Source organism: Streptomyces sp. NPDC050264, assembly GCF_040655895.1.
GTDB lineage: Bacteria > Actinomycetota > Actinomycetes > Streptomycetales > Streptomycetaceae > Streptomyces.
On sequence record NZ_JBFAKV010000007.1, the window covers coordinates 387,048 to 410,614 of the forward strand.

At 71.1% G+C, this 23,567-nt stretch carries 22 protein-coding genes; 12 read left to right on the forward strand and 10 right to left on the reverse strand.

Annotated features, from left to right (window positions below; genetic code table 11):
* Window positions 1-19: 19 nt before the first annotated feature.
* Window positions 20-652 carry a TetR family transcriptional regulator gene (locus AB0J02_RS15735; RefSeq protein WP_363194198.1) on the reverse strand — a complete coding sequence of 211 codons (633 nt, stop codon included), beginning with the start codon at window positions 650-652 and terminating at the stop codon, window positions 20-22.
* 133 nt (window positions 653-785) lie between these two features.
* Between AB0J02_RS15735 and AB0J02_RS15740 the strand changes: the two genes are divergently transcribed.
* The 7 genes from AB0J02_RS15740 to AB0J02_RS15770 all read left to right on the forward strand — a co-directional run bounded on the left by AB0J02_RS15740 (window position 786) and on the right by AB0J02_RS15770 (window position 7,774).
* Entirely contained in the window at window positions 786-1,583 is a 798-nt protein-coding gene (locus AB0J02_RS15740; protein ID WP_363194199.1) for an acetoacetate decarboxylase family protein, read from the forward strand.
* Window positions 1,583-2,467, forward strand: a complete 885-nt coding sequence (locus AB0J02_RS15745; RefSeq protein ID WP_363194200.1) for an SDR family NAD(P)-dependent oxidoreductase — start codon at window positions 1,583-1,585, stop codon at window positions 2,465-2,467. Before AB0J02_RS15740 ends, AB0J02_RS15745 begins: the two co-directional genes overlap by 1 nt.
* Window positions 2,468-2,480: 13 nt before the next feature.
* Window positions 2,481-3,773, forward strand: coding sequence for an amidohydrolase family protein (locus AB0J02_RS15750; protein ID WP_363194201.1), 1,293 nt, complete (start codon window positions 2,481-2,483; stop codon window positions 3,771-3,773).
* A complete protein-coding gene (locus AB0J02_RS15755) occupies window positions 3,770-5,041 on the forward strand; it encodes an amidohydrolase family protein (protein WP_363194202.1) in 1,272 nt (423 codons plus the stop codon). The genes AB0J02_RS15750 and AB0J02_RS15755 overlap by 4 nt, the downstream gene beginning before the upstream one ends.
* 111 nt (window positions 5,042-5,152) lie before the next feature.
* On the forward strand, window positions 5,153-6,037 hold the full coding sequence (locus tag AB0J02_RS15760; protein ID WP_363194203.1) for a sterol desaturase family protein: 885 nt from the start codon (window positions 5,153-5,155) through the stop codon (window positions 6,035-6,037).
* On the forward strand, window positions 6,034-6,708 hold the full coding sequence (locus tag AB0J02_RS15765) for a lysoplasmalogenase (RefSeq protein WP_363194204.1): 675 nt from the start codon (window positions 6,034-6,036) through the stop codon (window positions 6,706-6,708). The genes AB0J02_RS15760 and AB0J02_RS15765 overlap by 4 nt, the downstream gene beginning before the upstream one ends.
* 22 nt (window positions 6,709-6,730) lie before the next feature.
* Entirely contained in the window at window positions 6,731-7,774 is a 1,044-nt protein-coding gene (locus AB0J02_RS15770; protein WP_363194205.1) for a zinc-dependent alcohol dehydrogenase family protein, read from the forward strand.
* Window positions 7,775-7,791: 17 nt separating this feature from the next.
* Here the strand turns inward: AB0J02_RS15770 and AB0J02_RS15775 are convergent, their stop codons facing one another.
* The 4 genes from AB0J02_RS15775 to AB0J02_RS15790 form a co-directional block, all read right to left on the reverse strand.
* A complete protein-coding gene (locus AB0J02_RS15775) occupies window positions 7,792-8,787 on the reverse strand; it encodes a CopD family protein (RefSeq protein ID WP_363194260.1) in 996 nt (331 codons plus the stop codon).
* Window positions 8,788-8,896: 109 nt separating this feature from the next.
* Window positions 8,897-10,267, reverse strand: coding sequence for a CoA transferase (locus AB0J02_RS15780; protein ID WP_363194206.1), 1,371 nt, complete (start codon window positions 10,265-10,267; stop codon window positions 8,897-8,899).
* A gap of 83 nt (window positions 10,268-10,350) precedes the next feature.
* On the reverse strand, window positions 10,351-11,886 hold the full coding sequence (locus AB0J02_RS15785; RefSeq protein ID WP_363194207.1) for a S8 family serine peptidase: 1,536 nt from the start codon (window positions 11,884-11,886) through the stop codon (window positions 10,351-10,353).
* Window positions 11,887-11,990: 104 nt separating this feature from the next.
* Entirely contained in the window at window positions 11,991-13,523 is a 1,533-nt protein-coding gene (locus AB0J02_RS15790; protein WP_363194208.1) for a S8 family serine peptidase, read from the reverse strand.
* Window positions 13,524-13,840: 317 nt separating this feature from the next.
* Here AB0J02_RS15790 and AB0J02_RS15795 point away from each other — a divergent pair, with 317 nt between their 5' ends.
* From AB0J02_RS15795 to moaA, 3 genes are all read left to right on the forward strand, one after another.
* Window positions 13,841-14,209, forward strand: coding sequence for a DUF485 domain-containing protein (locus tag AB0J02_RS15795; RefSeq protein ID WP_363194209.1), 369 nt, complete (start codon window positions 13,841-13,843; stop codon window positions 14,207-14,209).
* Entirely contained in the window at window positions 14,206-15,831 is a 1,626-nt protein-coding gene (locus tag AB0J02_RS15800) for a cation acetate symporter (RefSeq protein ID WP_363194210.1), read from the forward strand. Before AB0J02_RS15795 ends, AB0J02_RS15800 begins: the two co-directional genes overlap by 4 nt.
* Before the next feature lie 153 nt (window positions 15,832-15,984).
* On the forward strand, window positions 15,985-16,983 hold the full coding sequence (gene moaA, locus AB0J02_RS15805; protein WP_363194211.1) for a GTP 3',8-cyclase MoaA: 999 nt from the start codon (window positions 15,985-15,987) through the stop codon (window positions 16,981-16,983).
* A gap of 35 nt (window positions 16,984-17,018) precedes the next feature.
* Here moaA and AB0J02_RS15810 read toward each other — a convergent pair whose 3' ends face one another.
* Together AB0J02_RS15810 and AB0J02_RS15815 are read right to left on the reverse strand one after the other, a co-directional pair.
* Window positions 17,019-17,258: a hypothetical protein gene (locus AB0J02_RS15810; protein ID WP_363194212.1), complete on the reverse strand. Its 240-nt coding sequence runs from the start codon at window positions 17,256-17,258 to the stop codon at window positions 17,019-17,021.
* A gap of 242 nt (window positions 17,259-17,500) precedes the next feature.
* The gene (locus AB0J02_RS15815) at window positions 17,501-17,851 is read right to left on the reverse strand and encodes a DUF3099 domain-containing protein (RefSeq protein WP_363194213.1); all 351 of its coding nucleotides are present in this window, start codon (window positions 17,849-17,851) and stop codon (window positions 17,501-17,503) included.
* Window positions 17,852-18,076: 225 nt separating this feature from the next.
* Here AB0J02_RS15815 and AB0J02_RS15820 point away from each other — a divergent pair, with 225 nt between their 5' ends.
* Entirely contained in the window at window positions 18,077-18,352 is a 276-nt protein-coding gene (locus AB0J02_RS15820; RefSeq protein WP_363194214.1) for a GlsB/YeaQ/YmgE family stress response membrane protein, read from the forward strand.
* Between the two features lie 64 nt (window positions 18,353-18,416).
* Here the strand turns inward: AB0J02_RS15820 and tyrS are convergent, their stop codons facing one another.
* The 3 genes from tyrS to AB0J02_RS15835 form a co-directional block, all read right to left on the reverse strand.
* Entirely contained in the window at window positions 18,417-19,688 is a 1,272-nt protein-coding gene (gene tyrS / locus AB0J02_RS15825) for a tyrosine--tRNA ligase (protein WP_363194215.1), read from the reverse strand.
* A gap of 64 nt (window positions 19,689-19,752) precedes the next feature.
* Window positions 19,753-21,147, reverse strand: a complete 1,395-nt coding sequence (locus tag AB0J02_RS15830) for a TldD/PmbA family protein (RefSeq protein ID WP_363194216.1) — start codon at window positions 21,145-21,147, stop codon at window positions 19,753-19,755.
* Entirely contained in the window at window positions 21,144-22,667 is a 1,524-nt protein-coding gene (locus AB0J02_RS15835) for a TldD/PmbA family protein (RefSeq protein WP_363194217.1), read from the reverse strand. The genes AB0J02_RS15830 and AB0J02_RS15835 overlap by 4 nt, the downstream gene beginning before the upstream one ends.
* Window positions 22,668-22,849: 182 nt before the next feature.
* Between AB0J02_RS15835 and fabG the strand changes: the two genes are divergently transcribed.
* Window positions 22,850-23,566, forward strand: coding sequence for a 3-oxoacyl-[acyl-carrier-protein] reductase (fabG, locus tag AB0J02_RS15840; protein WP_363194218.1), 717 nt, complete (start codon window positions 22,850-22,852; stop codon window positions 23,564-23,566).
* Window position 23,567: the final 1 nt, after the last annotated feature.

Here is a 23,567-nt window from a genome sequence, read left to right on the forward strand (position 1 = left end):
CCGAAAACCGGCGGCGGCCTCAAGCGCCCGTCTCCAGGAGGGACTTCACCAGCGCGCGTACGGAGATGGTGAAGATGTGCTCCGGATCGACCGGCGCGGCGAGCGCCCGGGCGAGGGCCCGGTCGTCCTCGGCGGCGGCCGTGTCCGGTGCGGCCCACAGCTCCTCCTCGCCGGGCCGCTGCACGGGCGCCCGCTCCCGGTTCCGCTCGACCAGGACGTGCCCGACGACCTGGAACTGCACCGCGCGTACGGCCTCGGCGGCGCGGGCCCCGCGCAGCCCCGCCGCGTGCACCTCGTGCACCAGGGCCTGTTGCGCGGGCAGGAACATGCGCTCGGTGAGGCCGCGCTCGTGGACCATCGCCACCAGGTGCGGGTGCGCCCGCAGCTGCCGGCGCAGCGCCCGTGCGACGGAGACGACGCGCTCCTGCGGGGTGGCGCCGCGCGGCCGGATCTCGCCGAGGTCGGCGACCGTGCGCTCCACGAGGGCGTCGAGCAGCGATTCGCGGTTGCCGACGTGCCAGTAGATGGACGTGACGGCCGTGCCGAGTTCGGCGGCGAGCTTGCGCATGGTCAGCGCCTGCGGGCCGTCCTGCTTGACCAGGGCCGCGGCGGCGGCGAGCACCTCGTCGCGGGTGAGCGGTGAACGTGCCATGCCCCGCCCCCTCTCCTCGCCGGCCCGGACCGGCCGGTGCACGTGTCTTTACCCTTCATCGCCGCCGGTGTAACTGTGTTACAGGCGCCACGCGAACGACCCCCGACACGTCACGGACGAAGGGCGGTACGACATGGCACGCGTACGGTACGGAGCGCGCACCGAGGCGGAGATCGCCGCCGCGCGCACCGCGAGCAGCAAGCTTCCCGACATCTGGTCCACCGGCGTGGTCGCCGTGTGGGAGTCCGACCCGGACACGGTGGCGGCGGTGCTGCCGCCGCCGCTGAAGCCCGCCGCGCGGCCCCTGGTGCGGGTCAACATCAGCAGGGTCGATCTGCCGGGCTATCCGCTGGGCGCGGGTTCGGTCGCCGTCGCCGCCGAGCACGGCGGGGTGGCCGGCTGGTATCCGCTGGTCATGCCGATGACCCACGAGCGGGCCCTGATCGGCGGCCGCGAGGTGTTCGGCGAGCCGAAGAAACTCGGCGACGTCACGGTGGAGCGCGACGGGCTCGTGGTGCGGGCGGCACTGGCCCGGCACGGCATCGAGTTCGTGGAGGTGCGGGGCGCCGTGAGCGAGAGCCTGCCCCTGCCGGAGCCGTCGCAGAAGACGGACTTCTACTTCAAGTTCCTTCCGGCGGTGGACGGTTCGGGGTTCGACGCCGATCCGGTCCTTGTGCACTGCGTACGCAACGAGAAGGTGAGGAAGCTGGAGCGGATCACCGGGGACGTCGTACTCCGGGAGTCCATGTACGACCCCGTCGCCGACCTCCCCGTCCGCACACTCGTGGAGATCACCATCGGCGAGAAGACCACCGACCAGCGGGGCAGAGTCGTCGAACGCGTCAGCGGCCAGGCGCTGCTGCCGTACATCCACCAGCGCTACGACGACCCGCGGCAGATCCTCGACGGCCCGCCCGAGGGGAGCGCCTGATGCGGCTGGAGGCGGGTCGGGTCGCCGTCGTCACGGGCGCGGCGAGCGGCATCGGACTCGCGATGGCGCGGCGGTTCGCGGCGGACGGTCTGAAGGTCGTGCTCGCGGACGTGGAGAAGGGCGCCCTGGAGACCGCGGCCGAGGGGTTGCGGGCGGACGGGGCGACGGTGCACGCGCGCGTGGTCGACGTCGGCGAGCGCGAGCAGGTCATGGCGCTGGCCGAGGACACGTACGCGACGTTCGGCGGCTGCCATCTGCTGTGCAACAACGCGGGTGTCGGCTCGGGCGCCGAGGGCCGTATGTGGCAGCACGAACCCAACGACTGGAAGTGGGCGTTCGCCGTCAACGTGTGGGGCGTCTTCCACGGCATCCAGGCGTTCGTGCCGCGCATGATCGAGAGTGGTGAGCCAGGCCACATCGTCAACACGTCCTCCGGGGACGGCGGGATCGCACCGCTGCCGACCGCGTCCGTGTACGCCGTCACGAAGGCGGCCGTCGTGACGATGACCGAGTCGCTGTACGCGCATCTGAAGGCGGAGCACGCGCGCGTGGGCGCGTCCGTGCTGTTCCCCGGCCCCCACATGCTGCGTACGGGCCTGTGGGAATCGCACCGCAACCGGCCCGGCCGGTACGCGAAGGAGCGCCCCCGCAAGACGCCCTACCGCAGTCTCGGCCAGTGGGAGGCCGCCATGAAGGAGGCCGGTCACGAGGTCGCCTTCACGCCGGTCGAAGAGGTGGCGGACCTCGTCGCGGAGGGCATCGCGGCGGAGCGGTTCTGGCTGCTTCCCGAGAGCGAGCACAGCGACCGGCAGATCCGCGCCAGGTCGCAGTCGATGCTGGACCGGGCGAACCCGGCGTACCTGGAGAGCTTCATTCTCGACTGAGGGACGACATCCGATGACGGCTCAGCAGCACCACGACCCGTACCTGATCATCTCCTCCGACTGCCACGCCGGGCTGCCCACCGAGGAGTACCGGCCCTACCTGGACAGCCGTTTCCACCGCGCCTTCGACGACTTCCTCGGCGAGCGGGACGCCCGCCGCGAGGAGGCGACCCGGCTCGGCATCCGCAACGACGCGTTCGCCGCGAAATGGTTCGCCGACAACGAGGAGGGGCTGCGCGGCGGCTGGGACGCGGCACAGCGCCTCAAGGAGCTCGACGGCGACGGGGTGGCCGCCGAGGTGGTCTTCCCCGACGCGGACGCCGTCGACAGCCGGACGGCGGCGCCCTTCGGCGTCGGGCTCGGCCTCTCCGGCGACCAGGACCCCGAACTCGGCATGGCCGGCGCGCAGGCCCACAACCGCTGGCTCGCCGAGTTCGTCGCGCAGAACCCCGAACGGCACTGCGGCGTCGCCCTGTTGCCCATCACGGCGGACCCGGACAAGGTCGTCGCCGAGGTGCACCGCGCCAAGGAGTCGGGGCTCGGCGCGCTGATGATCCCCTCCATGTGGGTCGGCAAGGACCCCTACCACGCGAGCCGTTACGACCCCGTGTGGGCGGCGGCGGCCGAGTGCGGGATGCCGGTCGTGACGCATTCGGGCGCGGCGCCGCGCCACGAGTACGGCGACCATCTCGGCATCTACGTGAGCGAAGTGACGTGGTGGCCCGCGCGTCCGCTCTGGTTCCTGCTGTGGTCGGGCGTCTTCGAGCGGCATCCGGGGCTGAAGTTCGGGATCGCGGAGTCGGGCTGCTGGTGGCTGCCCAACCTGCTGTGGTTCATGGACCGCCTCTACCTGGGCGCCCACGGCGGCAAGAAGCTGTCGCCGTTCGCCGAACTGAAGCGCTCGCCGCACGAGTACCTGGACCGGCAGGTCTTCATCTGCGCCACCAACACCAAGCGCCGCGAACTGGCCCAGCGCTACGAGATCGGCGTCGACAACATCCTGTGGGGCAGCGACTTCCCGCACCCCGAGGGGACCTGGCCGGACACGCGCGCGTGGCTGCGGAAGACCTTCCACGACATCCCGGTCGCGGAGACGCGGCGCATGCTCGGCCTCGCCGCGGCCGAGGTCTTCGGCTTCGACACGGGCAAACTGGCTCCGCTCGCGGCCCGCGTCGGCCCGACCCCGGCCGACGTCGGCCAGGACGCCGACCAGAGCGCCGTCGAGGCGTCCTGGGCCCGCTCGCGCGACGTGGGCAGGCACTGGCTGACCGACCACGACTTCCCGGTCCTCGGGGTGACCTCATGATCCCTTCCCAGGACAGGCACACGGACAGGCACACGGACAGGCACACGGACCGGTACACGGTGATCTCGGCGGACTGCCACGCGGGCGCTGATCTCCTCGACTACAAGCCGTACTTGGAGCGCGCGCACCACGACGCCTTCGACGCGTGGGCCGCCACCTACGTCAACCCGTACGAGGACCTGCTCGCCGACACCGCCGACCGCAACTGGAACTCCGGGCGCCGCGTCGAGGAGCTGGAGCGCGACGGCATCGTCGCCGAGGTCGTCTTCCCGAACACCATCCCGCCGTTCTTCCCCTCCGCTTCCCTGATGGCCCCCGCGCCCTCGCGCGCGGAGTTCGAGCAGCGCTGGGCGGGCCTGCGCGCCCACAACCGGTGGCTCGCGGACTTCTGCGCCGCCGCCCCGGGCCGCAGGGCGGGCGTCTTCCAGATCCTCCTCAACGACGTCGAGGAGGCCGTGAAGGAGATCCGCCGGTCGGCCGACGCGGGCCTGAAGGGTGGCCTGCTGCTGCCCGGTACGCCGCCGGGCTCGGGCCTTCCCGAGCTGTACTCGGCGACGTACGACCCGATCTGGCGGACCTGCTCCGAACTCGGCATCCCGGTCAACCACCACGCCGGTTCGGCGTCGCCGCCGCTCGGCGACGAACCGGCCGCGCGCGCCGTCTTCATGGTGGAGACGACCTGGTTCTCGCACCGCGCGCTGTGGCACCTGGTCTTCGGCGGCGCCTTCCGTAAGCACCCCGGCCTGAGGCTCGTCCTCACCGAGCAGGGGTCCGGGTGGATCCCCGGCGTGCTCGACATGCTGGACTATTACCACGGGCGGCTCGTCGCGGCGGCCACGAAGTCGGACACGGCGGAGTCCAAGTTCGGTGCGGGGCTCGCCGATTCGATGGGCAAGGGCCCCTCTACGGTATGGCGGGAGAACTGCTATGTAGGCGCGAGCTTCATGCGCCCCCATGAAGTGCCGCTACGGGACCGCATCGGCCTCGACAAGATCATGTGGGGCAGCGACTACCCGCACGACGAAGGCACGTACCCGTACACGCGTGAAGGGCTGCGCGTCGCCTACGCGGGCCTGCCCCGCGAGGAGGTCGCCGCGATGGTCGGCGGAAACGCCGCCCGCGTCTATGGCTTCGACCTGGCTCTCCTCGGCCCGATCGCCGCCCGCGTGGGCCCCACGGTCGCCGAGATCGACGAACCCCTCAAGGAGCCGCCTGCCGACGCGACGAGCCCGGCGTTCGCGAAGGGCGGGTCGGTCCGGGTCTGGTGAGCGTGACGAGCCCCGGCGGAAACGGGTCGGCCCTTCTGCCGCGTACCGGCGGTAATACTTGTCGGTAACAACCCCTAGCCGGGGCCCGTCACCTGCCCTTACGGTGCACGCATGTCGTCGCCGAACCTGCCCGATGTCGTGCTGTGGTCGATACCCGCCTTCGTGCTGCTCACCGTGATCGAGATCGTGAGCGTGCGCATCCACCCCGATGAGGACGCCGCCGGGTACGAGACCAAGGACGCGGCGACCAGCATCACCATGGGCCTGGGAAGTCTCGTCTTCGACCTCCTGTGGAAGATCCCCATCGTCGCCATCTATACGGCGGTCTACGAACTGACGCCGCTGCGCGTGCCCGTGCTCTGGTGGACGATCCCGCTCATGCTGCTCGGCCAGGACTTCTTCTACTACTGGTCGCACCGCGGGCACCACGTCATCCGCGTCCTGTGGGCGTGCCACGTGGTGCACCACTCCAGCCGCAAGTTCAACCTGTCGACGGCGCTGCGCCAGCCCTGGACGAGCCTCACCGTATGGCCGTTCTACCTGCCCCTCATCGCATGCGGGGTGCACCCGGCGGCACTCGCGTTCTGCTCGTCGGCCAACCTCGTCTACCAGTTCTGGATCCACACCGAACGCATCGGAAAGATGTGGCGCCCCTTCGAGTTCGTCTTCAACACGCCCTCACACCACCGCGTCCACCACGCCTCCCAAGGCGGCTACCTGGACCGCAACTTCGGCGGCATCCTCATCGTCTGGGACCGCCTCTTCGGGTCCTGGGTCGCCGAGGTCGACCGCCCGGTCTTCGGGCTCACCAAGAACATCGACTCCTACAACCCGCTGCGCGTCGCCACCCATGAGTACGCGGCCATCGCCAGGGACCTGAAGAAGGCGGCGAGTTGGCGCGAGCGGGCCGGACGCGTCTTCCGGGGCCCCGGCTGGCAGCCGCGTCCCGCGAGCACCCCGAACGTCCCGCGGAAGGTCCCCGAGGGCGCCGCGTGACCCTGCCCCGGGCGCTGCGCACCGGCTTCCTCGTCGTGTGCGCCGTCGACCTCGGCGCGCTCCTCGCCGGATCGGACGCGACGCACACCGCCGCCAAACCGCTCCTCATGCCCCTCCTCGCGGCGTACGTCATCGCGCGCGGCGCGCCCCGACTGCTGTGCGCCGCGCTGCTGTTGGGGTGGGGCGGCGACGTCCTGCTGCTGTTCGACCAGGACGCCGCGTTCCTCGCCGGGATGGGCTGCTTCGCCGCCGGGCACCTCTGCTACCTCGCGCTCTTCCGGAGGCACGGGCGGGCACGCGAGCATGGCCGCCTGCTCGGCGCCGGGTACGCGATCGCGCTCGTCACCATGATCGCGTCGCTGTGGCCGGATCTGCCCGCGGGCATGCGCGGGCCCGTCGCCGCGTACAGCGTGTTGCTCACCGCCATGGCGTACGGCGCCTCCCGGCTCGGGACGGCCGCGGGCATCGGCGGCGCCCTCTTCCTGCTCTCCGACACGCTCATCGCGCTGGGCGTCGCCGACTGGCCGCGCCTGCCGCCGGCCGACTTCTGGATCATGCTGACGTACGTGGCGGCCCAGTACCTGCTGGCCCGGGGCGTGCTCGGGGAGCGGGAGAGGACCGGTGCGGCGTACCGTGAAAGGCGCGTCGAAACCCGGCGCACCCCTCACTGACCTGCACAAAGGAACACCCCCCATGCGCGCCACCACCATCCACGCCCCGTTCGACATGCGGGTGGAGGACGTCCCCGACCCCGTGGTGGCCCTGCCCACCGACGCCGTCGTGCGCGTGCTGCGCGCCTGTATCTGCGGCAGCGACCTGTGGGCCTACCGGGGCGAGGCCGCGCGGCAGCCGGGCCAGCGCATCGGACACGAGTTCCTCGGCATCGTCGAGGAGACCGGCACCGAGGTGTCCACGGTCGGCCGCGGTGACCTGGTGGTCGCCCCCTTCATGTGGTCGGACGGCGTCTGCGACTACTGCCGCGAAGGCCTGACCACGTCGTGCGAGCACGGCGGGTTCTGGGGCGCGGTCGGCTACGACGGCGGTCAGGGCGAGGCCGTGCGCGTCCCGTACGCCGACGGCACCCTCGTGCGGCTGCCGGCCGCCGCGGCCTCCGACGACCACCTGCTCTCCGCCCTCCTCACGCTCTCCGACGTCATGGGCACCGGCCACCACGCGGCCCTCGGCGCGGGCGTCCGCGAAGGCGCCACGGTCGCCGTCGTGGGGGACGGCGCGGTGGGCCTGTGCGGCGTTCTCGCGGCCCAGCGGCTCGGCGCCGAACGGATCATCGCGCTGGGCCGCCATGAGGTGCGTACGGACATCGCGCGCCGCTTCGGCGCCACCGACGTCGTCGCCGAGCGCGGCGACGCGGCCGTCGAGGCGATCCGCGAACTCACCGGCGGCCAGGGCGCGCACGCCGTGATCGAGGCCGTCGGCACCGAGCAGTCCATGCGCACCGCCGTGAACATCACCCGCGACGGCGGCGCCATCGGCTTCGTCGGCGTCCCGCACGGCAGCGCCACCGGCCTCGACCTGAGCGTCATGTTCGACCGGAACATCGCGCTGCGCGGCGGCGTCGCCCCCGTCCGCACCTACATCCCGGAGCTGCTGCCCGACATCCTCGACGGCACGATCGACCCGTCGCCCGTCTTCGACATGACGGTCGGCGTCGAGGGCGTGCCCGACGGCTACAAGGCGATGGACGAGCGGACCGCCCTCAAGGTCATGGTCACCAACTAGCGCGCGCGTAGCGGTACCTACCAGCGGATCGGCAGCGGCAGCGCCGTGAGCACCGCCGACACCGCCACGACGACGGCAAGCACCGCGACCTCCGCGCGCGCGGGAACGTACGCGCGCGTGCGGTCCCGCGCCCGGCGCGACCGCAGCCGCGCCACCACGGCCAGCGCGGCGACGACGGCCACGAGCAGCACCTTCGCCAGCAGGGTGCGCCCGTAGGCCGTCGTCGTCAGCTGGTCCAGGACCGTGCTCGGCGGCATCCGGCGCAGCGTGCTGCACAGCCCCGTCGCCGTGATCGCCGCGAGCAGCACCGCGGCCACGCGCGCGTAGAGCCCGAGCAGCGCCGTGCCCGCCTCCGGGGCGGTCGTCCGCCAGGCACGCATCGTGCGCAGTATGTACAGCAGGCCGCCCACCCACAGCGCGGCGCAGGTCAGATGGACGAGGGTGAGCGCCGAGCCGACGAGCGGGGTGTCCTCGGTGCCCGGGTGGGCGCGCAGCGCCTCCGCGACGGCCACGGCGGCCAGCGGCAGCAGCGCGGCCGCCGGGCGGCGGGAGCGTGCGCACAACGCGGCCACCAGGAAGGCGTTGACCTCCAGCAGGGCGAGGGTGCCGTCCCGTGTCCCGTACAGGCCGCCGATGTCCAGGGCGGCGAGGCTGTGCGGGATCAGGTTCCCGGCGGCCACCACGGACGCGAGCCCGAGCGCGGCCGCGAACCCCGCCCACGACGCGTACGCCGACCAGGCACGCGGCGGCTCGTTCCGCGGGGCGACCCTGCGGGCGAGGAGCCCGGCGAACACCTCGCCCGCCTGCACGGACAACGCGGCGAACAGCACCGTCCGCAGCAGCGCGATCCCCCCGACGCCGGGCGCGGCCGCCTCGCCGGTGCCGTCGAGCGCCGCCCGCGGCCCGAACATCGGGATCAGCGCGGCGGCGACGACGAGCACGAGCACCGCGACGGGCCGCCCGACGCCGGGTCTGCGGGCGGGCACCCCGTCCCCTGCGGGGGAGTCCGACATCTCGGTGGCCGGCGGTAGGGAAGTCACGCTCGGATCTTCACCAGTCGGCACAGACCGGGGCAAGCGCGCAGGAACAACTGGAGCGGAGCGATCCGGCCACACGCGCCCCTCAACCACGCGCGACCCACTCCGGTGCGTCCGCGCCCCAAAGGCCCGGCGGCCGCGCCCAGTCGGAGGGCCCGCCGGCGAACGACACCGGTGACGGCGCGTACCGCAGCCGGCCCAGCTCGCTGTCGGTCTCCGCCAGCCGGTGTCCGGGACCTGGCACACCGCCGGCAGTCTCCGGATCCGCCGGACGCGGCGCGTTCATCAGCCACCCCGCCGTCTGCGCGAGCGCGAGGCGCAGCACGCGGGAACCGCCGTCCCGCGCCTGGTCGGTCAGTGCGCGCAGCACCCCCGCCGCGATCAGGTATCCCGTGCCGTGGTCGAGCGCCTGCGCGGGCAGGGCGCCCGGCTCCCGCGCCGAGCCCTCCACCGCGGCGATGCCGGTCGCCACCTGGACGAGGCTGTCGAAGCCGCGCCGCCCGCCCCAGGGCCCGTACGCGCCCCACGCGGACAGCGACGCCACCACGAGCCCGGGACGCCGCTCGACGAGCGCCTCGGGGGCCAGCCCGAACCGGTCGAGGGCGCCCGGCCGGTAGCCCGTGACCACCACATCGGCGCCGGCCAGCAGTTCCTCGAAGATCCGCCGGTCCGCACCGGCCCTCAGGTCGAGCCGCGTCGAGCGCTTCCCGAACCCGGTGTCGGCGTGCGCGTCCGGGTCCTCGGGCAACTGCGGCGTGTCCACCCGCAGCACATCCGCGCCGAGCAGGGCGAGCGTGCGCGTGGCGACGGGGCCCGCGATGACCCGGGTGAGGTCGAGGACGCGCGGCGGAGCGGCGCCCCGCACGGCACGCGGCGGGGCATCGTCGAGCCGGTCCCGCGTCAGCAGTGGGCGGGCCGCGACCGCGACGCCCTGCGGATGCGCCGCCCACTGCTCGGGCGTGCGCAATGCGACGGCCAGGCCCCCGGCGGCGTACACCGTCTCCTCGACCTCGTACGCCGACCGCCCGGCGAGCAGGGCCGCCACCTCCTCCACCGTCGCGTCCGCGCCGACGCCGAGCGCCGCGCGCAGCCGCGCCCGGTGGTGCGGATAGTTCGCGTGGGTCCGCAGCCAGCCGTCCTCGGTATGCCAAAAACGCGACAAGGGGGCGAAGTTGACCGGTGCGCGGCCGTTGATGAGCAGATGCCGCTCACTGGTGAAGGCGGTCGCGACCGCGCCGTCGTCGACCAGCGCACCGCCCACGGGCTGCCCCGCGCGCGTGGCGGCCAGTTCCGCACCCGCGAGGGCGCACGCGCCCACGCAGGCGCGAGCCAGTCCGATCACGGGCAGGCGGGCGGGCAGCGCGCCCGCGCGTGTGCGGTACGAGATGCGGGACAGCAGGGCGGGGTCGCCACCGAGTGCGTCCCAGACAGCTGCGATGCCGGGTGCGTGTGTCATGCAAGCACTATGCCGGAAGGGGCGGCCTGACAGAGCGGGGAGGGGCCACCCGGCCCCTCCCCGCAATCCCGCCTCGCGAGCGGCTACTTGGTCACGGCGTCCAGCGCGTCCGCCGTCCCCGCTCCGTAGAAGCTGTTCTTGTTCTTGCCTCCCACACACACGGCGTCGACCTTGCCGTCACCGTCGATGTCGTACGGGTCGGTGCACGGCGTCGCGTCGGCCTCCTTGTAGAGGAGCGCCTTCACCTGCGCCGCCGAGGCGTGCGGGTGCGTCGACTTGATGAGGGCGACGACGCCCGCGACGTGCGGCGACGCCATCGACGTACCCGCCTTGTAGCCGTACTTGCCGCCCGGCAGCGTCGACAGGATCAGGCCGCTGGTCGCCGGGGGAGCGGGCGTCTGGTAGGTGGTGCTGTCGCCACCCGGCGCCGTGATGTCGACGACGTTCTTGCCCCAGTTCGAGTACGACGCCTTGATGCCCTTGGCACCCGTCGCGGAGACGGTGACCACGCCGGGCAGCTGCGACGGTATGTCGAGGCAGTCCTTCGTCCTGACCGTCCGCGGTACCGGAGTCGTGTCGTCGGGCGAGGAGTTGTCGACTATCTCGTCCTGCGCGAGGTCCGTCTCGGCGTTCCCGGCCGCCGCGACATTCACGGCGCCCTTGCGCTCCGCGTACTGCGAGGCCCGGGTGACCGCCGTGACGAGCGCCTTCTGGTCGGCGTCCGTCTTGCAGTTGAACAGCCAGGGGTCGGTGTAGTAACTGGAGTTGGTGACGTCGACGCCGTGATCGGCCGCCCACACGAAGCCGCAGACCACGGCCTCCGTGTAGTACATGCCGGTGGCCGGCTCGGCCACCTTCAGGCTCGCCACCTTCACGCCGGGCGCGACACCGGTGACGCCGACGCCGTTCTTCGCGGCGGCGATGGTGCCCGCCACGTGCATGCCGTGGTCGGACTCGCCGGCCACCGGTCGCCACGCGTTGTCCTTCTGCACGGGCACGCCGCCCAGGCAGCTGGCCGACGCGTTCCTGTCGAAGTTCGGCGCGATGTCCGGGTGGGTGTCGTCGACGCCCGAGTCGAGCACGCCGACCGTCACCTTGGAGCTGCCCAGCGACTTCTCGTGGGCCCGGTCCGCCTTGATGGCGGGCAGGTCCCACTGCAACGGCTCCAGCGGATCCTGTGCCGAAGTCGCCTGCGCGGACGCCTTCTTGATCTCGGCCGCGCTCAGCACCTGCTCGGTGGCGAGGTCGTCGCTGGACTGCGCGGCCAGCGGCGCGGTGCGCGTGGCACCGGCCGACTGGACGCCCCGCACGGTGCGGATCGTCTTCGCGAAGTCGGGGTTCTTCGAGTGGGCGACGATGACGCCGATCTTGTCGTACGCGATGACGACGGTGCCGCCGGCCTTGCCGATGGCCTTCTGCACTCCGGCCGAACCGCCGTGCCCGGCACGGACGTTGACGACATAACTGAGGTCGGGGCCGTCCGTCTTGGCGGTGTCCGCGGCGGGCGCCGCGGAGGCCGCCGCGTTCGGCAGGAAGGCCAGGGCCGTGACGGTGGCGATGCCGAGCGGCACGGACAGGGCGCGGCGCGCGCTCCGGGCCCGCGGGTGAGGCGAGGTCATGGATCTCCCGTTCGTTCAGAAACGTACGTTCAGGTACGTAGGTTCAGGTACGAAAGTGGCAGTACGGCCGGTACGGCCAGCACGTAAGTCCGTGGAGCGGAGCGCTACTTGACGGCCCTGAGCGCGTCGACGATGCCGTGGCCGTAGAAGCCGTTGCGCTGCTTGCCGCCCTTGCAGGTCGCGTCGACGACGCCGTCACCGTCACCGTCGTACGAGGCCGGGCAGACCTCCTCGTCGGCCTGGGCCTTCATCAGCGCCTGCAACTGCGCCGGGGACGCCTTCGGGTGCGTCGACTTGAGGAGCGCGGCGACACCGGCCGCGTGCGGCGAGGCCATCGAGGTGCCCTGGAGCCAGCCGTACTCGCCGCCCGGCAGCGTGGAGAGGATGCGGCCGTTCTGCGACGGGGTGTCCGAGGGGATCTGGAGCTTGTCGCCGCCCGGCGCCGCGATGTCGATGACGCCGTCGCCGTAGCTGGAGTAGTACGACTTGGCCTTGTTCACCCCGGTCGCGCTGACCGTGACGACACCCGGGAGCTGCGTCGGGATGTCGAGGCAGGTGTGCGGGTCGATCGTGCGGTCCACCGCGGTCGAGTCGTCCGGGCTGGAGTCGTCGAGGATCGCGTCGGAGTCCAGGTCGTGGTTGGAGTTGCCCGCGGAGGCGAGGCTCAGGGTGCCCTTCTTCTGGGCGTACAGCTGGGCCCGGTTCACCGCGTCGACGATCGCCCGCTGGTCGGGGTCGTCCGCGCAGTTGTACATCCACGGGTCCACGTAATAGCTGTTGTTGGTGACCTCGATGCCGTGGTCGGCGGCGAACACGAAGGCGCACACGACGCTCTCCGGGTAGAACAGCTCGCTGACCGGGTCGGCCACCTTGATGCCCGCGACCTTCACGCCCGGCGCGACGCCCGCGACGCCGACTCCGTTGCGCGCGGCGGCGATCTCACCGGCGACATGCGTGCCGTGGTAGTGGTCCGGGTTCGCGGGCCGCCAGGCGCCCGGGGAGGTGTCCGCCTTGCCGCCGACACAGCTCGCCGACTGGGAGGCGGAGAAGTTCGCGGCGAGGTCGGGGTGGGTGTCGTCGACGCCGGTGTCGATGACGCCGACGGTGACCTTCCGGCTGCCCGGGTTGATCTTCGCGGCCTTGTCCGCGCCCATCGCCCGCAGGTCCCACTGGTCGGCCTCGAGCGGTTCCTGAGCCGAAGTGGCCTTCTTCGACAAGGCGTTGACGTCGGCCTTCGACAGCTTCTGTACGGCGCCCTCGTCGGTCGTGCCGGCCAGGCTGAGCGGCGCGGTGCGGGTCGCGCCCGCCGAGGCCACGCCCCGCGCGGCGCGTATCTGCTTGCCGAAGTCGGGGTTCGAGGAGTGGACGACGATGACGCCGATCTTCCCGTACCCCTCGACTATGGAGCCGCCGGCCGCGGATATCGCCTTGCGCACCGAGGCGAGCGTGCGGCTGTCGGTGCCGCGCGTGTTCACCACGTAAGCGAGCGAATCCGCTGAATCCGCCGAACTCGCCGATACCGCCGGGGAGTCGGCGGGCACGGCGGCCGCGGACGGCAGGAAGCCGAAGGAGGCCGTCAGTGCGATGCCGATCGGCAGGGCGAGGGCCAAGCGGCGTCTGGCAGGCAGATGAGCCATGGGATCTCCACATCATCCGTCGTATTCGGTGAATACGGAAAAGCCCGAACACAAGTGGTGCTCGGGCAGGTACATGACGCGTGGTGCGGTGTGAACGTATCTCTAGTCACCGCAGGTCAGCAACGAGTTCCAAAAGAAATCAGGGGAGTTGAACCACGGCGCGCAGGCCTCCGTGCCGTTGTGCAGGGGGCACGCGCACGCTCCGGCCCCCTGTTGGATCACGCCGGGGAGCCCTACGATCGCGACCCGGCTCACGTGATCCACATCACTGTGAAACGTACCCGTCCCCGACAGCACCCGCATCACGAGGAGACTCCGTGGCCACCGACGCACCACCGCCCCAGAAGGGCAGCCCCGACACCGCTCCGGCGCTGCCCTCCACCGAGGAGTTCGTCGAGGTGCAACAGAGCGCGGAGTTCGGTGAACTGCGCCAGGCGCACCGCTCGTTCGCCTTCCCGCTCACCATCGCCTTCATCGCCTGGTACCTGGTCTACGTCCTGCTCTCCAACTACGCGGGCGACTTCATGGGCACCAAGCTCTTCGGCAACATCAACGTCGCCCTGGTGCTCGGCCTCGCCCAGTTCCTCACCACGTTCCTCATCGCCTGGTGGTACTCGCGGTACTCCGCCGCGAAGCTCGACCCCAAGGCCGAGGCCATCAAGACCCGTATGGAGGGCGGCGCATGAGCCCCGCACAGCACGTACTCGCCGCCGGAGAAGCCGGCGAGCACCGCCCGCTGATCATCAGCCTGTTCGCGGTGTTCGTCCTCGCGACCCTCGTCATCACGGTCTGGGCGGGCCGGCAGACCAAGAGCGCGTCCGACTTCTACGCGGGCGGCCGCCAGTTCACCGCCTTCCAGAACGGCCTCGCCGTCTCCGGCGACTACATGTCCGCCGCGTCGTTCCTCGGCATCGCGGGCGCCATCGCCCTCTTCGGCTACGACGGCTTCCTCTACTCCATCGGCTTCCTGGTCGCCTGGCTGGTGGCGCTCCTCCTGGTCGCCGAACCGCTGCGCAACTCCGGCCGCTACACGATGGGCGACGTCCTCGCCTACCGCATGCGCCAGCGCCCGGTCCGCACGGCCGCGGGCACCTCCACGATCGTCGTCTCGATCTTCTACCTGCTCGCGCAGATGGCGGGCGCGGGCGTCCTCGTCTCGCTGCTGCTCGGCATCACCTCGGACGCGGGCAAGATCGGCATCGTCGCGCTCGTCGGCGTCCTGATGATCGTCTACGTCACCATCGGCGGCATGAAGGGCACCACCTGGGTGCAGATGGTCAAGGCCGTCCTCCTCATCGCCGGCACCATCCTGCTCACCTTCCTGGTCCTGCTGAAGTTCGACTTCAACATCTCGGACCTGCTGGGCACCGCCGCCGACAACAGCGGCAAGGGCTCGGCGTTCCTGGAGCCCGGCCTGAAGTACGGCGCCACGGCCACCTCGAAGATCGACTTCCTCTCGCTCGGCATCGCCCTCGTGCTCGGCACCGCGGGCCTGCCGCACATCCTGATCCGCTTCTACACGGTGCCGACCGCCAAGGCCGCCCGTAAGTCGGTCAACTGGGCCATCGGCATCATCGGCGCCTTCTACCTGATGACGATCGCGCTCGGCTTCGGTGCCGCCGCCCTGATCAAGCCGGCCGAGATCATCGCCTCGAACCCGGCCGGCAACACGGCGGCCCCGCTGCTCGCCCTCCATCTGGGCGGCGTGGACTCCAGCTGGGGCGCGATCCTGCTGGCGTCCATCTCCGCGGTCGCGTTCGCCACGATCCTCGCGGTCGTCGCGGGCCTCACCCTCGCCTCGTCCTCCTCGTTCGCGCACGACATCTACGCGAACGTCATCAAGAGGGGCAAGGCGACCGAGAAGCAGGAGATGCAGGCCGCCCGCTGGGCCACCGTCTTCATCGGCATCGTCTCGATCGCCCTGGGCGCCCTCGCCCGCGACCTCAACGTGGCGGGCCTGGTCGCCCTCGCGTTCGCCGTCGCCGCGTCCGCGAACCTGCCGACGATCCTCTACAGCCTCTTCTGGAAGCGGTTCAACACCAACGGAGCGCTGTGGTCGATCTACGGCGGCCTGTTCACCGCCGTCTTCCTCGTCCTGTTCTCCCCGGTCGTCTCCGGCAACCCGAAGACCTCCATGTTCAAGGGCGTCGACTTCCACTGGTTCCCCCTGGAGAACCCGGGCATCATCTCGATCCCGGTCGGCTTCCTGCTCGGCGTCCTCGGCACCTACCTGGCCAAGGAGAAGGCCGACAAGGGCAAGTACGCCGAACTCGAGGTCCGTTCGCTCACCGGCACCGGAGCCCACTGATCCGCTCTGCCCCGCGCCCCCGTCGTAGAGCCCTCGTACCTCTCTACGACGGGGGCGCGGCATGCTCGTGGGATCACAGGCCTGCCTCTGTCGGACCCGTCACGTAGGCTCGGACGACAGAAGAGAAGGCCACGTATCAGGGAGGGGGCCCACGTGCTCATCGACACTTATGGCCGAGTCGCCACCGACCTGCGGGTTTCACTGACGGACCGGTGCAATCTGCGGTGTACGTACTGCATGCCCGAAGAGGGCCTCCAGTGGCTGGCCAAACCGGACCTGCTGACCGACGACGAGATCGTCCGCCTCGTCCGCATCGCCGTCACCCACCTCGGCATCACCGAGGTCCGCTTCACCGGCGGCGAGCCCCTGCTGCGCCCGGGCCTGGTGGGCATCGTCGAGCGGGTCGCCGCACTGACCCCCCGCCCCAAGATGTCCCTGACGACGAACGGGATCGGCCTCAAGCGCACCGCGGCCGCCCTGCGGCAGGCGGGCCTGGACCGGGTCAATGTCTCCCTCGACACGCTGCGCCCCGACGTCTTCAAGACCCTGACGCGCCGCGACCGCCACAAGGACGTCGTCGAGGGCCTCGCCGCCGCGCACGACGCGGGACTGACCCCCGTGAAGATCAACACGGTGCTGATGCCGGGGCTGAACGAGGACGAGGCCCCCGAGCTGCTGGCCTGGGCGGTCGAGCACGGCTACGAGCTGCGCTTCATCGAGCAGATGCCACTCGACGCCCAGCACGGCTGGAAGCGCGACGGCATGATCACCGCGGGCGACATCCTCGCCTCCCTCCGCACGCGCTTCGAGCTCACCGAGGAGGGTTCCGGGGAGCGCGGCTCCGCCCCGGCCGAGCGCTGGGTCGTCGACGGCGGCCCGCACCGCGTCGGCGTCATCGCCTCGGTGACCCGCCCGTTCTGCTCGGCCTGCGACCGCACCCGGCTGACCGCCGACGGCCAGGTCCGCACGTGCCTGTTCGCCACCGAGGAGACGGACCTGCGCGCCGCGCTCAGGGCCGAGGGCCCCGAGGGCAGCGACGAGAACATCGCCCGTATCTGGAAGCTCGCGATGTGGGGCAAGAAGGCGGGCTCGGGCCTCGACGACCCGACGTTCCTGCAGCCCGACCGCCCCATGTCGGCGATCGGCGGCTGACCCGGGAGAGGGGCGCCTCACTGCGGGAGGGCGCCTCAATCCACGCGGGCGTCCCACTCCGCCAGCGTCACGACATCCTTCAAAAAGCCGCGTACGCCGAGGAACTGGGTGAGGTGCTCGCGGTGCTCCTCGCACGCGAGCCACGTCTTGCGCCGCTCCGGCGTGTGCAGCTTCGGGTTGTTCCACGCGAGCACCCACACCGCGTCGGCGCGGCAGCCCTTGGCCGAGCACTGGGGGGTCGTGGGGGCCGGTCCTGAGAGGTTCGCGAGGTTCACGCGTCCACCCTAAACGCCCCGAAAAGGCCCTGGAAAACACCCCGGAAATGGCGACGCCGAGCAGCCACGGGGGGAGCTGCCCGGCGTCGGTCCGTCGCTCCGACGGGGGATGCGGAGCGCGTACGCAGTATGTCACGCGCGACCCGCCACCCGGCACCGGAACCACATGATTGATCTGAGCTTTTCTTGAGGTTCGAGGGCCGGTTGCCCGGTCCGCCGCGCGCGTACGCAGACGGCTACGGTCAGCCGCGGTCCTCCGGCACGGCTTCCGCCGGCCCGCCGCCCGCGGTGGGCGCGATCATGGGCCGCGTCGGGGCGGGCACGAAGGTCGACGGCAGCCCCGGCGCGTTCTCCCGGCCCGCGTTGGCGAAGACCACCGCGACGTAGGGGAGCAGGGCTCCGAGCACCAGCGTCACGATGGCGACGGGCCGCTCGACGTTCCACAGCACGGCCGTGAGGATCACCGCGAGGGTACGGACCGACATCCCGATGACGTACTTGCGCTGTCGGCCGCGCACGTCGTCCGCGAGCCCCTGCCGGGCTCCTGTGATCCGGAAAACCTGTGCTCCGCCGTTGCTGTTGCGCTTCCGCATCACATTCCACCACCCGACGATTCGCCGGACTCTCCCCGGACCGGACTGCCTCCACGGTACGCCCGGTGTGCGTCCGCTACGAGACCGGGGGAGGCCTGGGACGGGCGTGTGGCCTGCGCCGTACCTCGTACGGAGCTGCCCGACATGCGCCGTACGAGGTACGGACAGAGACTGAACGCATGGTGCGCATGCGCGCATTCTCACGCCGCATGAGGAGGCGACGGCATGAGCTGGTTGTGGGCAATCATCGTGGGTCTCGTGCTCGGTCTGATCGCGAAGGCGATCCTGCCGGGCAAGCAGCAGATCCCGCTGTGGCTGACGGCGGTCTTCGGAATCCTCGGCAGCGTCCTGGGCAACTGGGCCGCCACGGGCCTCGGAGTCAACGACACCAAGGGCATCGACTGGATCCGGCATCTGCTGCAGCTGATCGGTGCGGTGGTGGTGGTCGGCGTCGGCGAGATGGCCTGGGTGGCCCTGCGCGGCAACAAGCGGAAGGCGTAGCCGACGCGAGAGGGGCCGGTTCCTTCGTGAGGTACGAAGGAACCGGCCCCTCAGGGCTGTGCGGTCAGGCCTTGACCTCGACCGCCGCCAGGTTCTTCTTGCCGCGCCGCAGCACCAGCCACCGCCCGTGCAGCAGCTCGTCGGCGCCCGGCACGTAGTCCTCGGCGGCGACCTTGACGTTGTTCACGTACGCGCCGCCCTCCTTCACGGTGCGGCGCGCGGCGGACTTGCTGGCGACGAGGCCGACCTCGGCGAACAGCTCGACGACCGGGCCGAGCTCGGCGACCTCGACCTTCGGCAGCTCGGACAGCGCGGCGGCCAGCGTCGCCTCGTCCAGGTCCGCCAGATTCCCGTCGCCCTGCCCGAACAGCGCCTTCGAAGCGGAGATCACCGCGGCCGTCTGGCCGGCGCCGTGCACCAGCGTCGTCAGCTCCTCGGCGAGCGCCCGCTGCGCGGCCCGCGCCTGCGGGCGCTCCTGCGTCTGCGTCTCCAGCTCCGCCAGCTCCTCGCGGGACCTGAAGGACAGGATGCGCAGGTACGTCGAGACGTCCCGGTCGTCCACGTTCAGCCAGAACTGGTAGAACGCGTACGGCGTCGTCATCTCCGGGTCCAGCCAGATGGCGCCGCCCTCGGTCTTGCCGAACTTGGTGCCGTCCGCCTTCACCATCAGCGGCGTCGCGATGCAGTGCGCCGACGCCTCCGGCTCCAGGCGGTGGATCAGGTCGAGGCCCGCCGTGAGGTTGCCCCACTGGTCCGAGCCGCCGAGCTGCAGCGTGCAGTCGTGGCGCCGGTACAGCTCCAGGAAGTCCATGCCCTGGAGCAGCTGGTAGCTGAACTCCGTGTAGCTGATGCCCTCCTGGGACTCCAGACGCCGGGCGACCGAGTCCTTGGTGAGCATCTTGTTGACGCGGAAGTGCTTGCCGATGTCGCGCAGGAACTCGATGGCCGACAGCCCGGCCGTCCAGTCCAGGTTGTTCACCATGAGCGCCGCGTTCTCTCCCTCGAAGGAGAGGAACGGCTCGATCTGCGAGCGCAGCCGCGACACCCAGTTCGCGACCGTCTCCGGATCGTTCAGCGTGCGCTCCGCCGTCGGACGCGGGTCACCGATCTGGCCCGTGGCGCCGCCGACCAGAGCCAGCGGGCGCAGGCCCGCCTGCTGGAGGCGGCGCATGGTCAGCACCTGCACCAGGTGGCCGACGTGCAGCGAGGCCGCGGTCGGATCGAACCCGATATAGAACGTGACGGGACCGTCCGCGAGAGCCTTGCGCAATGCGTCCTCGTCAGTGGACTGGGCGAACAGCCCGCGCCACTTCAGCTCGTCGACGATGTCCGTCACGGTTCTGTGTCTCCTTGAACAGTTCTGCTGGGTCCCGCCCAGTCTATGGGCGAATACCCGAGGGTCAGACGCCCTGGCTGACGGAGCTCATATTGAAGTCCGGCACCCGCAGCGCGGGCATCGCGGCCCTGGTGAACCAGTCGCCCCACTCGCGGGGCAGCGTCTTTTCCGTGCGCCCGGCCTCGGTGGCCCGGCTCAGCAGATCGACCGGCGACTCGTTGAACCGGAAGTTGTTCACCTCGCCCACGACCTCGCCGTTCTCCACCAGGTACACCCCGTCCCGGGTCAGCCCGGTCAGCAGCAGCGTGGCCGGGTCGACCTCGCGGATGTACCAGAGGCAGGTCAGCAGCAGGCCGCGCTCCGTCGCGGCGACCATCTCCTCCAGCGACTTCCCGGAACCGCCGTCGAGGACGAGGTTGTCGATGGCGGGCGCCACCGGCAGCCCGGTGAGCCCCGCGCTGTGCCGGGTCGTCGTCAGATGCCGCAGCTCGCCCTCGGAGATCCACTCGGTGGCGGTCAGCGGCAGACCGTTGTCGAAGACCGACACGTCGTCCCCCGAGGCGTGCGCCAGCACGAACGGCGCGGACTCCAGACCCGGCTCGTGCGGATCGCTGCGCAGCGTCAGCGGCAGTTCGCTCAGCCGCTCGCCCACCCGCGTCCCGCCGCCGGGCTTGGAGAACACGGTCCGGCCCTCGGCCGCGTCCCGCGCGCCCGCCGACCACAGGTGGTAGATCAGCAGGTCCGCCACGGCCGTCGGAGGCAGCAGCGTCTCGTACCGCCCCGCGGGCAGGTCGATACGGCGCTCGGCCCAGCCGAGCCGCTTCGCCAGCTCCGCGTCGAGCGCCGCCGGGTCCACGTCCTTGAAGTCCCGCGTGGAGCGGCCCGCCCAGGCCGAACGCCTGCGGTCCGGCGACTTGGCGTTCAGCTCCAGCGTCCCGTTGGGCTGGTCATGACGCAGCCGCACACCCGTGGACGTACCGAGATAGCTGGACGTCAGCTCGTGATGGGCGAAGCCGTACAGTTCGCGATCGCCGGCCCGGGCCCGCGCGAACGCCTCGCCGAGCGCGGGCGCGAACTCGGCGAACACGGCCGACGACGTCTCGGCCGGCGCCTCCGTGAAATCGGGGGAGTGCGGTACGCCGTCGACGAGCGGCTGCGCGTCCTCGGCGGGCCCGGCCTTCGCGGCGGCCTCCTCGGCGGCCCGCACCAGCGGTTCGAGGTCGGTGGCGGTGACGGCGGACCGGGAGACGACCCCCGAGGCCACGCCCTCCTTGCCGTCGACGGTCGCGATGACGGTCAGCGTCCGCCCGCGGGTGACCCCGTTCGTCGTGAGCGCGTTGCCCGCCCAGCGCAGATTGGCCGAGGACGTCTCGTCGGCGATGACGACACAGCCGTCGGCCCGGGACAGCGTCAGGGCACGCTCGACGATCTCGTAGGGCTTGTTGTTACGAGGGCTCATCGGCCCGCCTCCTGCGTCGTGTTCAGAATATTGACGCCCTTGAAGAGGGCCGAGGGGCAGCCGTGCGAGACGGCCGCGACCTGGCCCGGCTGGGCCTTTCCGCAGTTGAAGGCGCCGCCGAGGACGTAGGTCTGCGGGCCGCCGACCGCCGCCATGGAACCCCAGAAGTCGGTCGTCGTCGCCTGGTAGGCCACGTCACGCAGCTGGCCGGCGAGCCGACCGTTCTCGATCTTGAAGAAGCGCTGTCCCGTGAACTGGAAGTTGTAGCGCTGCATGTCGATGGACCAGGACCGGTCCCCGACGACGTAGATCCCGCGGTCGACCCCGCCGATCAGATCCTCCGTGGAGAGCCCGCCCGGATCCGCCTGCAGCGAGACGTTCGCCATGCGCTGTACGGGGACGTGCCCGGGGGAGTCGGCGTACGCACACCCGTTGGACCGCTCGAACCCGGTCAACCTGGCGATCCTGCGGTCGAGTTGATAGCCGACCAGCGTCCCGTCCTTCACCAGGTCCCAGGACTGCCCGGCCACCCCCTCGTCGTCGTACCCGACGGTGGCGAGCCCGTGCTCGGCCGTGCGGTCACCCGTCACGTTCATGATCTCGGAGCCGTACTTGAGCTTGCCGAGCTGGTCGAACGTGGCGAAGGACGTGCCCGCGTACGCCGCCTCGTAGCCGAGCGCGCGGTCCAGCTCGGTGGCGTGGCCGATCGACTCGTGGATGGTCAGCCACAGATTGGACGGGTCCACGACCAGGTCGTACGAGCCCGCCCGCACGCTGGGCGCCCGCATCTTCTCGGCGAGCAGCCCGGGGATCTCGGCCAGCTCCCGGTCCCAGTCCCACCCGGTACCGGTCAGGTACTCCCAGCCCCGGCCGGCCGGCGGCGCGATCGTGCGCATCGAGTCGAACTCGCCGCTCGAATCGTCCACGGCCACCGCCGTCAGCTGCGGATGCAACCGCACCCGCTGCTGCGTCGTGACGGTCCCCGCCGTGTCCGCGTAGAACTTGTTCTCGTGCACGCAGAGCAGCGAGGCGTCCACATGGCTCACCCCGTCGGCCGCGAGCAGCCGCGCGCTCCAGTCGGCCAGCAGCCCGGCCCGCTCCTCCTCCGGCACGGTGAAGGGGTCGATCTCGTACGAGGAGACCCAGGTCCGGTCCGCGTGCACCGGCTCGGCCGCCAGCTCCACGCGCTCGTCCGAGCCCGCGGCCTTGATGACCTGTGCGCTCAGCTTCGCCATCGCCACGGCCCGGGACGCCACCTTCGCCGCGGCGTCCATCGTCAGATCGACGCCGGACGCGAACCCCCAGGTCCCCCCGTGCACCACCCGCACCGCGTACCCGAGGTCTGTGGTGTCGGACGAACCGGCGGGTTTGGCGTCCCGTAGCCGCACCGCTCCACTGCGTACGCGCTCCAGGCGGAAGTCCGCGTGGTCCGCGCCCAGAGCCCGCGCGCGGGCGAGGGCCGCGTCGGCGAGGGCCCTCAGGGGGAGCGCCGTGAAGGCTTCATCGATCGTATGAGGCACGAATGTCTCCCTGTCGTCACGTCGTCGCCCGATCATGTCGCGCGGCGGGGCGCGCGGCCAGACCTTTCTGTAGGGACTCGACAGCGAGTCGGGTACGCCACTGTCGGTGGTCGATTCTCCGTACCGAGGGTCGTACCGATAGGTTTTCGAGGTACCACCACCGCTATCGAAAGGGTGATCCGTTGAGCCGCTCGGTTCTCGTCACCGGAGGAAACCGGGGCATCGGCCTCGCCATCGCCCGCGCATTCGCGGAGGCCGGCGACAAGGTTGCGATCACGTACCGCTCGGGCGACCCCGCGGAGCTCGAAAAGCTCGGCTTCCTGGCCGTCAAGTGCGACATCACCGACACCGAGCAGGTGGAGCAGGCCTACAAGGAGATCGAGGAGAAGCACGGCAACGTCGAGGTCCTGGTCGCCAACGCCGGCGTCACCAAGGACCAGCTCCTGATGCGCATGTCCGAGGACGACTTCACGGCCGTCCTCGACACCAACCTCACCGGCACCTTCCGGGTCGTCAAGCGCGCCAACCGTGGCATGCTGCGCGCCAAGAAGGGCCGCGTCGTGCTGATCTCCTCCGTCGTCGGCCTGCTCGGCTCGGCGGGGCAGGCGAACTACGCCGCCTCGAAGGCGGGACTGGTCGGCTTCGCGCGCTCCCTCGCCCGTGAGCTCGGATCGCGCAACCTCACCTTCAACGTCGTCGCCCCCGGTTTTGTCGACACCGACATGACCAAGGTGCTCACGGACGAGCAGCGCGCGAACATCGTGGCGCAGGTGCCGCTCGGCCGGTACGCGCAGGTCGAGGAGATCGCCGCCGCGGTGAAGTTCCTCGCGAGCGACGACGCTTCGTACATCACTGGTGCCGTCATCCCGGTTGACGGCGGATTGGGCATGGGGCACTGAG

Bases quoted from the DNA above. Each gene is read 5' to 3' on its own strand.
- AB0J02_RS15735 (WP_363194198.1), bottom strand. From the start codon at position 652: ATGGCACGTTCACCGCTCACCCGCGACGAGGTGCTCGCCGCCGCCGCG.
- AB0J02_RS15740 (WP_363194199.1), top strand. From the start codon at position 786: ATGGCACGCGTACGGTACGGAGCGCGCACCGAGGCGGAGATCGCCGCC.
- AB0J02_RS15745 (WP_363194200.1), top strand. From the start codon at position 1,583: ATGCGGCTGGAGGCGGGTCGGGTCGCCGTCGTCACGGGCGCGGCGAGC.
- AB0J02_RS15750 (WP_363194201.1), top strand. From the start codon at position 2,481: ATGACGGCTCAGCAGCACCACGACCCGTACCTGATCATCTCCTCCGAC.
- AB0J02_RS15755 (WP_363194202.1), top strand. From the start codon at position 3,770: ATGATCCCTTCCCAGGACAGGCACACGGACAGGCACACGGACAGGCAC.
- AB0J02_RS15760 (WP_363194203.1), top strand. From the start codon at position 5,153: ATGTCGTCGCCGAACCTGCCCGATGTCGTGCTGTGGTCGATACCCGCC.
- AB0J02_RS15770 (WP_363194205.1), top strand. From the start codon at position 6,731: ATGCGCGCCACCACCATCCACGCCCCGTTCGACATGCGGGTGGAGGAC.
- AB0J02_RS15775 (WP_363194260.1), bottom strand. From the start codon at position 8,787: ATGTCGGACTCCCCCGCAGGGGACGGGGTGCCCGCCCGCAGACCCGGC.
- AB0J02_RS15780 (WP_363194206.1), bottom strand. From the start codon at position 10,267: ATGACACACGCACCCGGCATCGCAGCTGTCTGGGACGCACTCGGTGGC.
- AB0J02_RS15785 (WP_363194207.1), bottom strand. From the start codon at position 11,886: ATGACCTCGCCTCACCCGCGGGCCCGGAGCGCGCGCCGCGCCCTGTCC.
- AB0J02_RS15790 (WP_363194208.1), bottom strand. From the start codon at position 13,523: ATGGCTCATCTGCCTGCCAGACGCCGCTTGGCCCTCGCCCTGCCGATC.
- AB0J02_RS15800 (WP_363194210.1), top strand. From the start codon at position 14,206: ATGAGCCCCGCACAGCACGTACTCGCCGCCGGAGAAGCCGGCGAGCAC.
- AB0J02_RS15815 (WP_363194213.1), bottom strand. From the start codon at position 17,851: ATGCGGAAGCGCAACAGCAACGGCGGAGCACAGGTTTTCCGGATCACA.
- AB0J02_RS15820 (WP_363194214.1), top strand. From the start codon at position 18,077: ATGAGCTGGTTGTGGGCAATCATCGTGGGTCTCGTGCTCGGTCTGATC.
- AB0J02_RS15830 (WP_363194216.1), bottom strand. From the start codon at position 21,147: ATGAGCCCTCGTAACAACAAGCCCTACGAGATCGTCGAGCGTGCCCTG.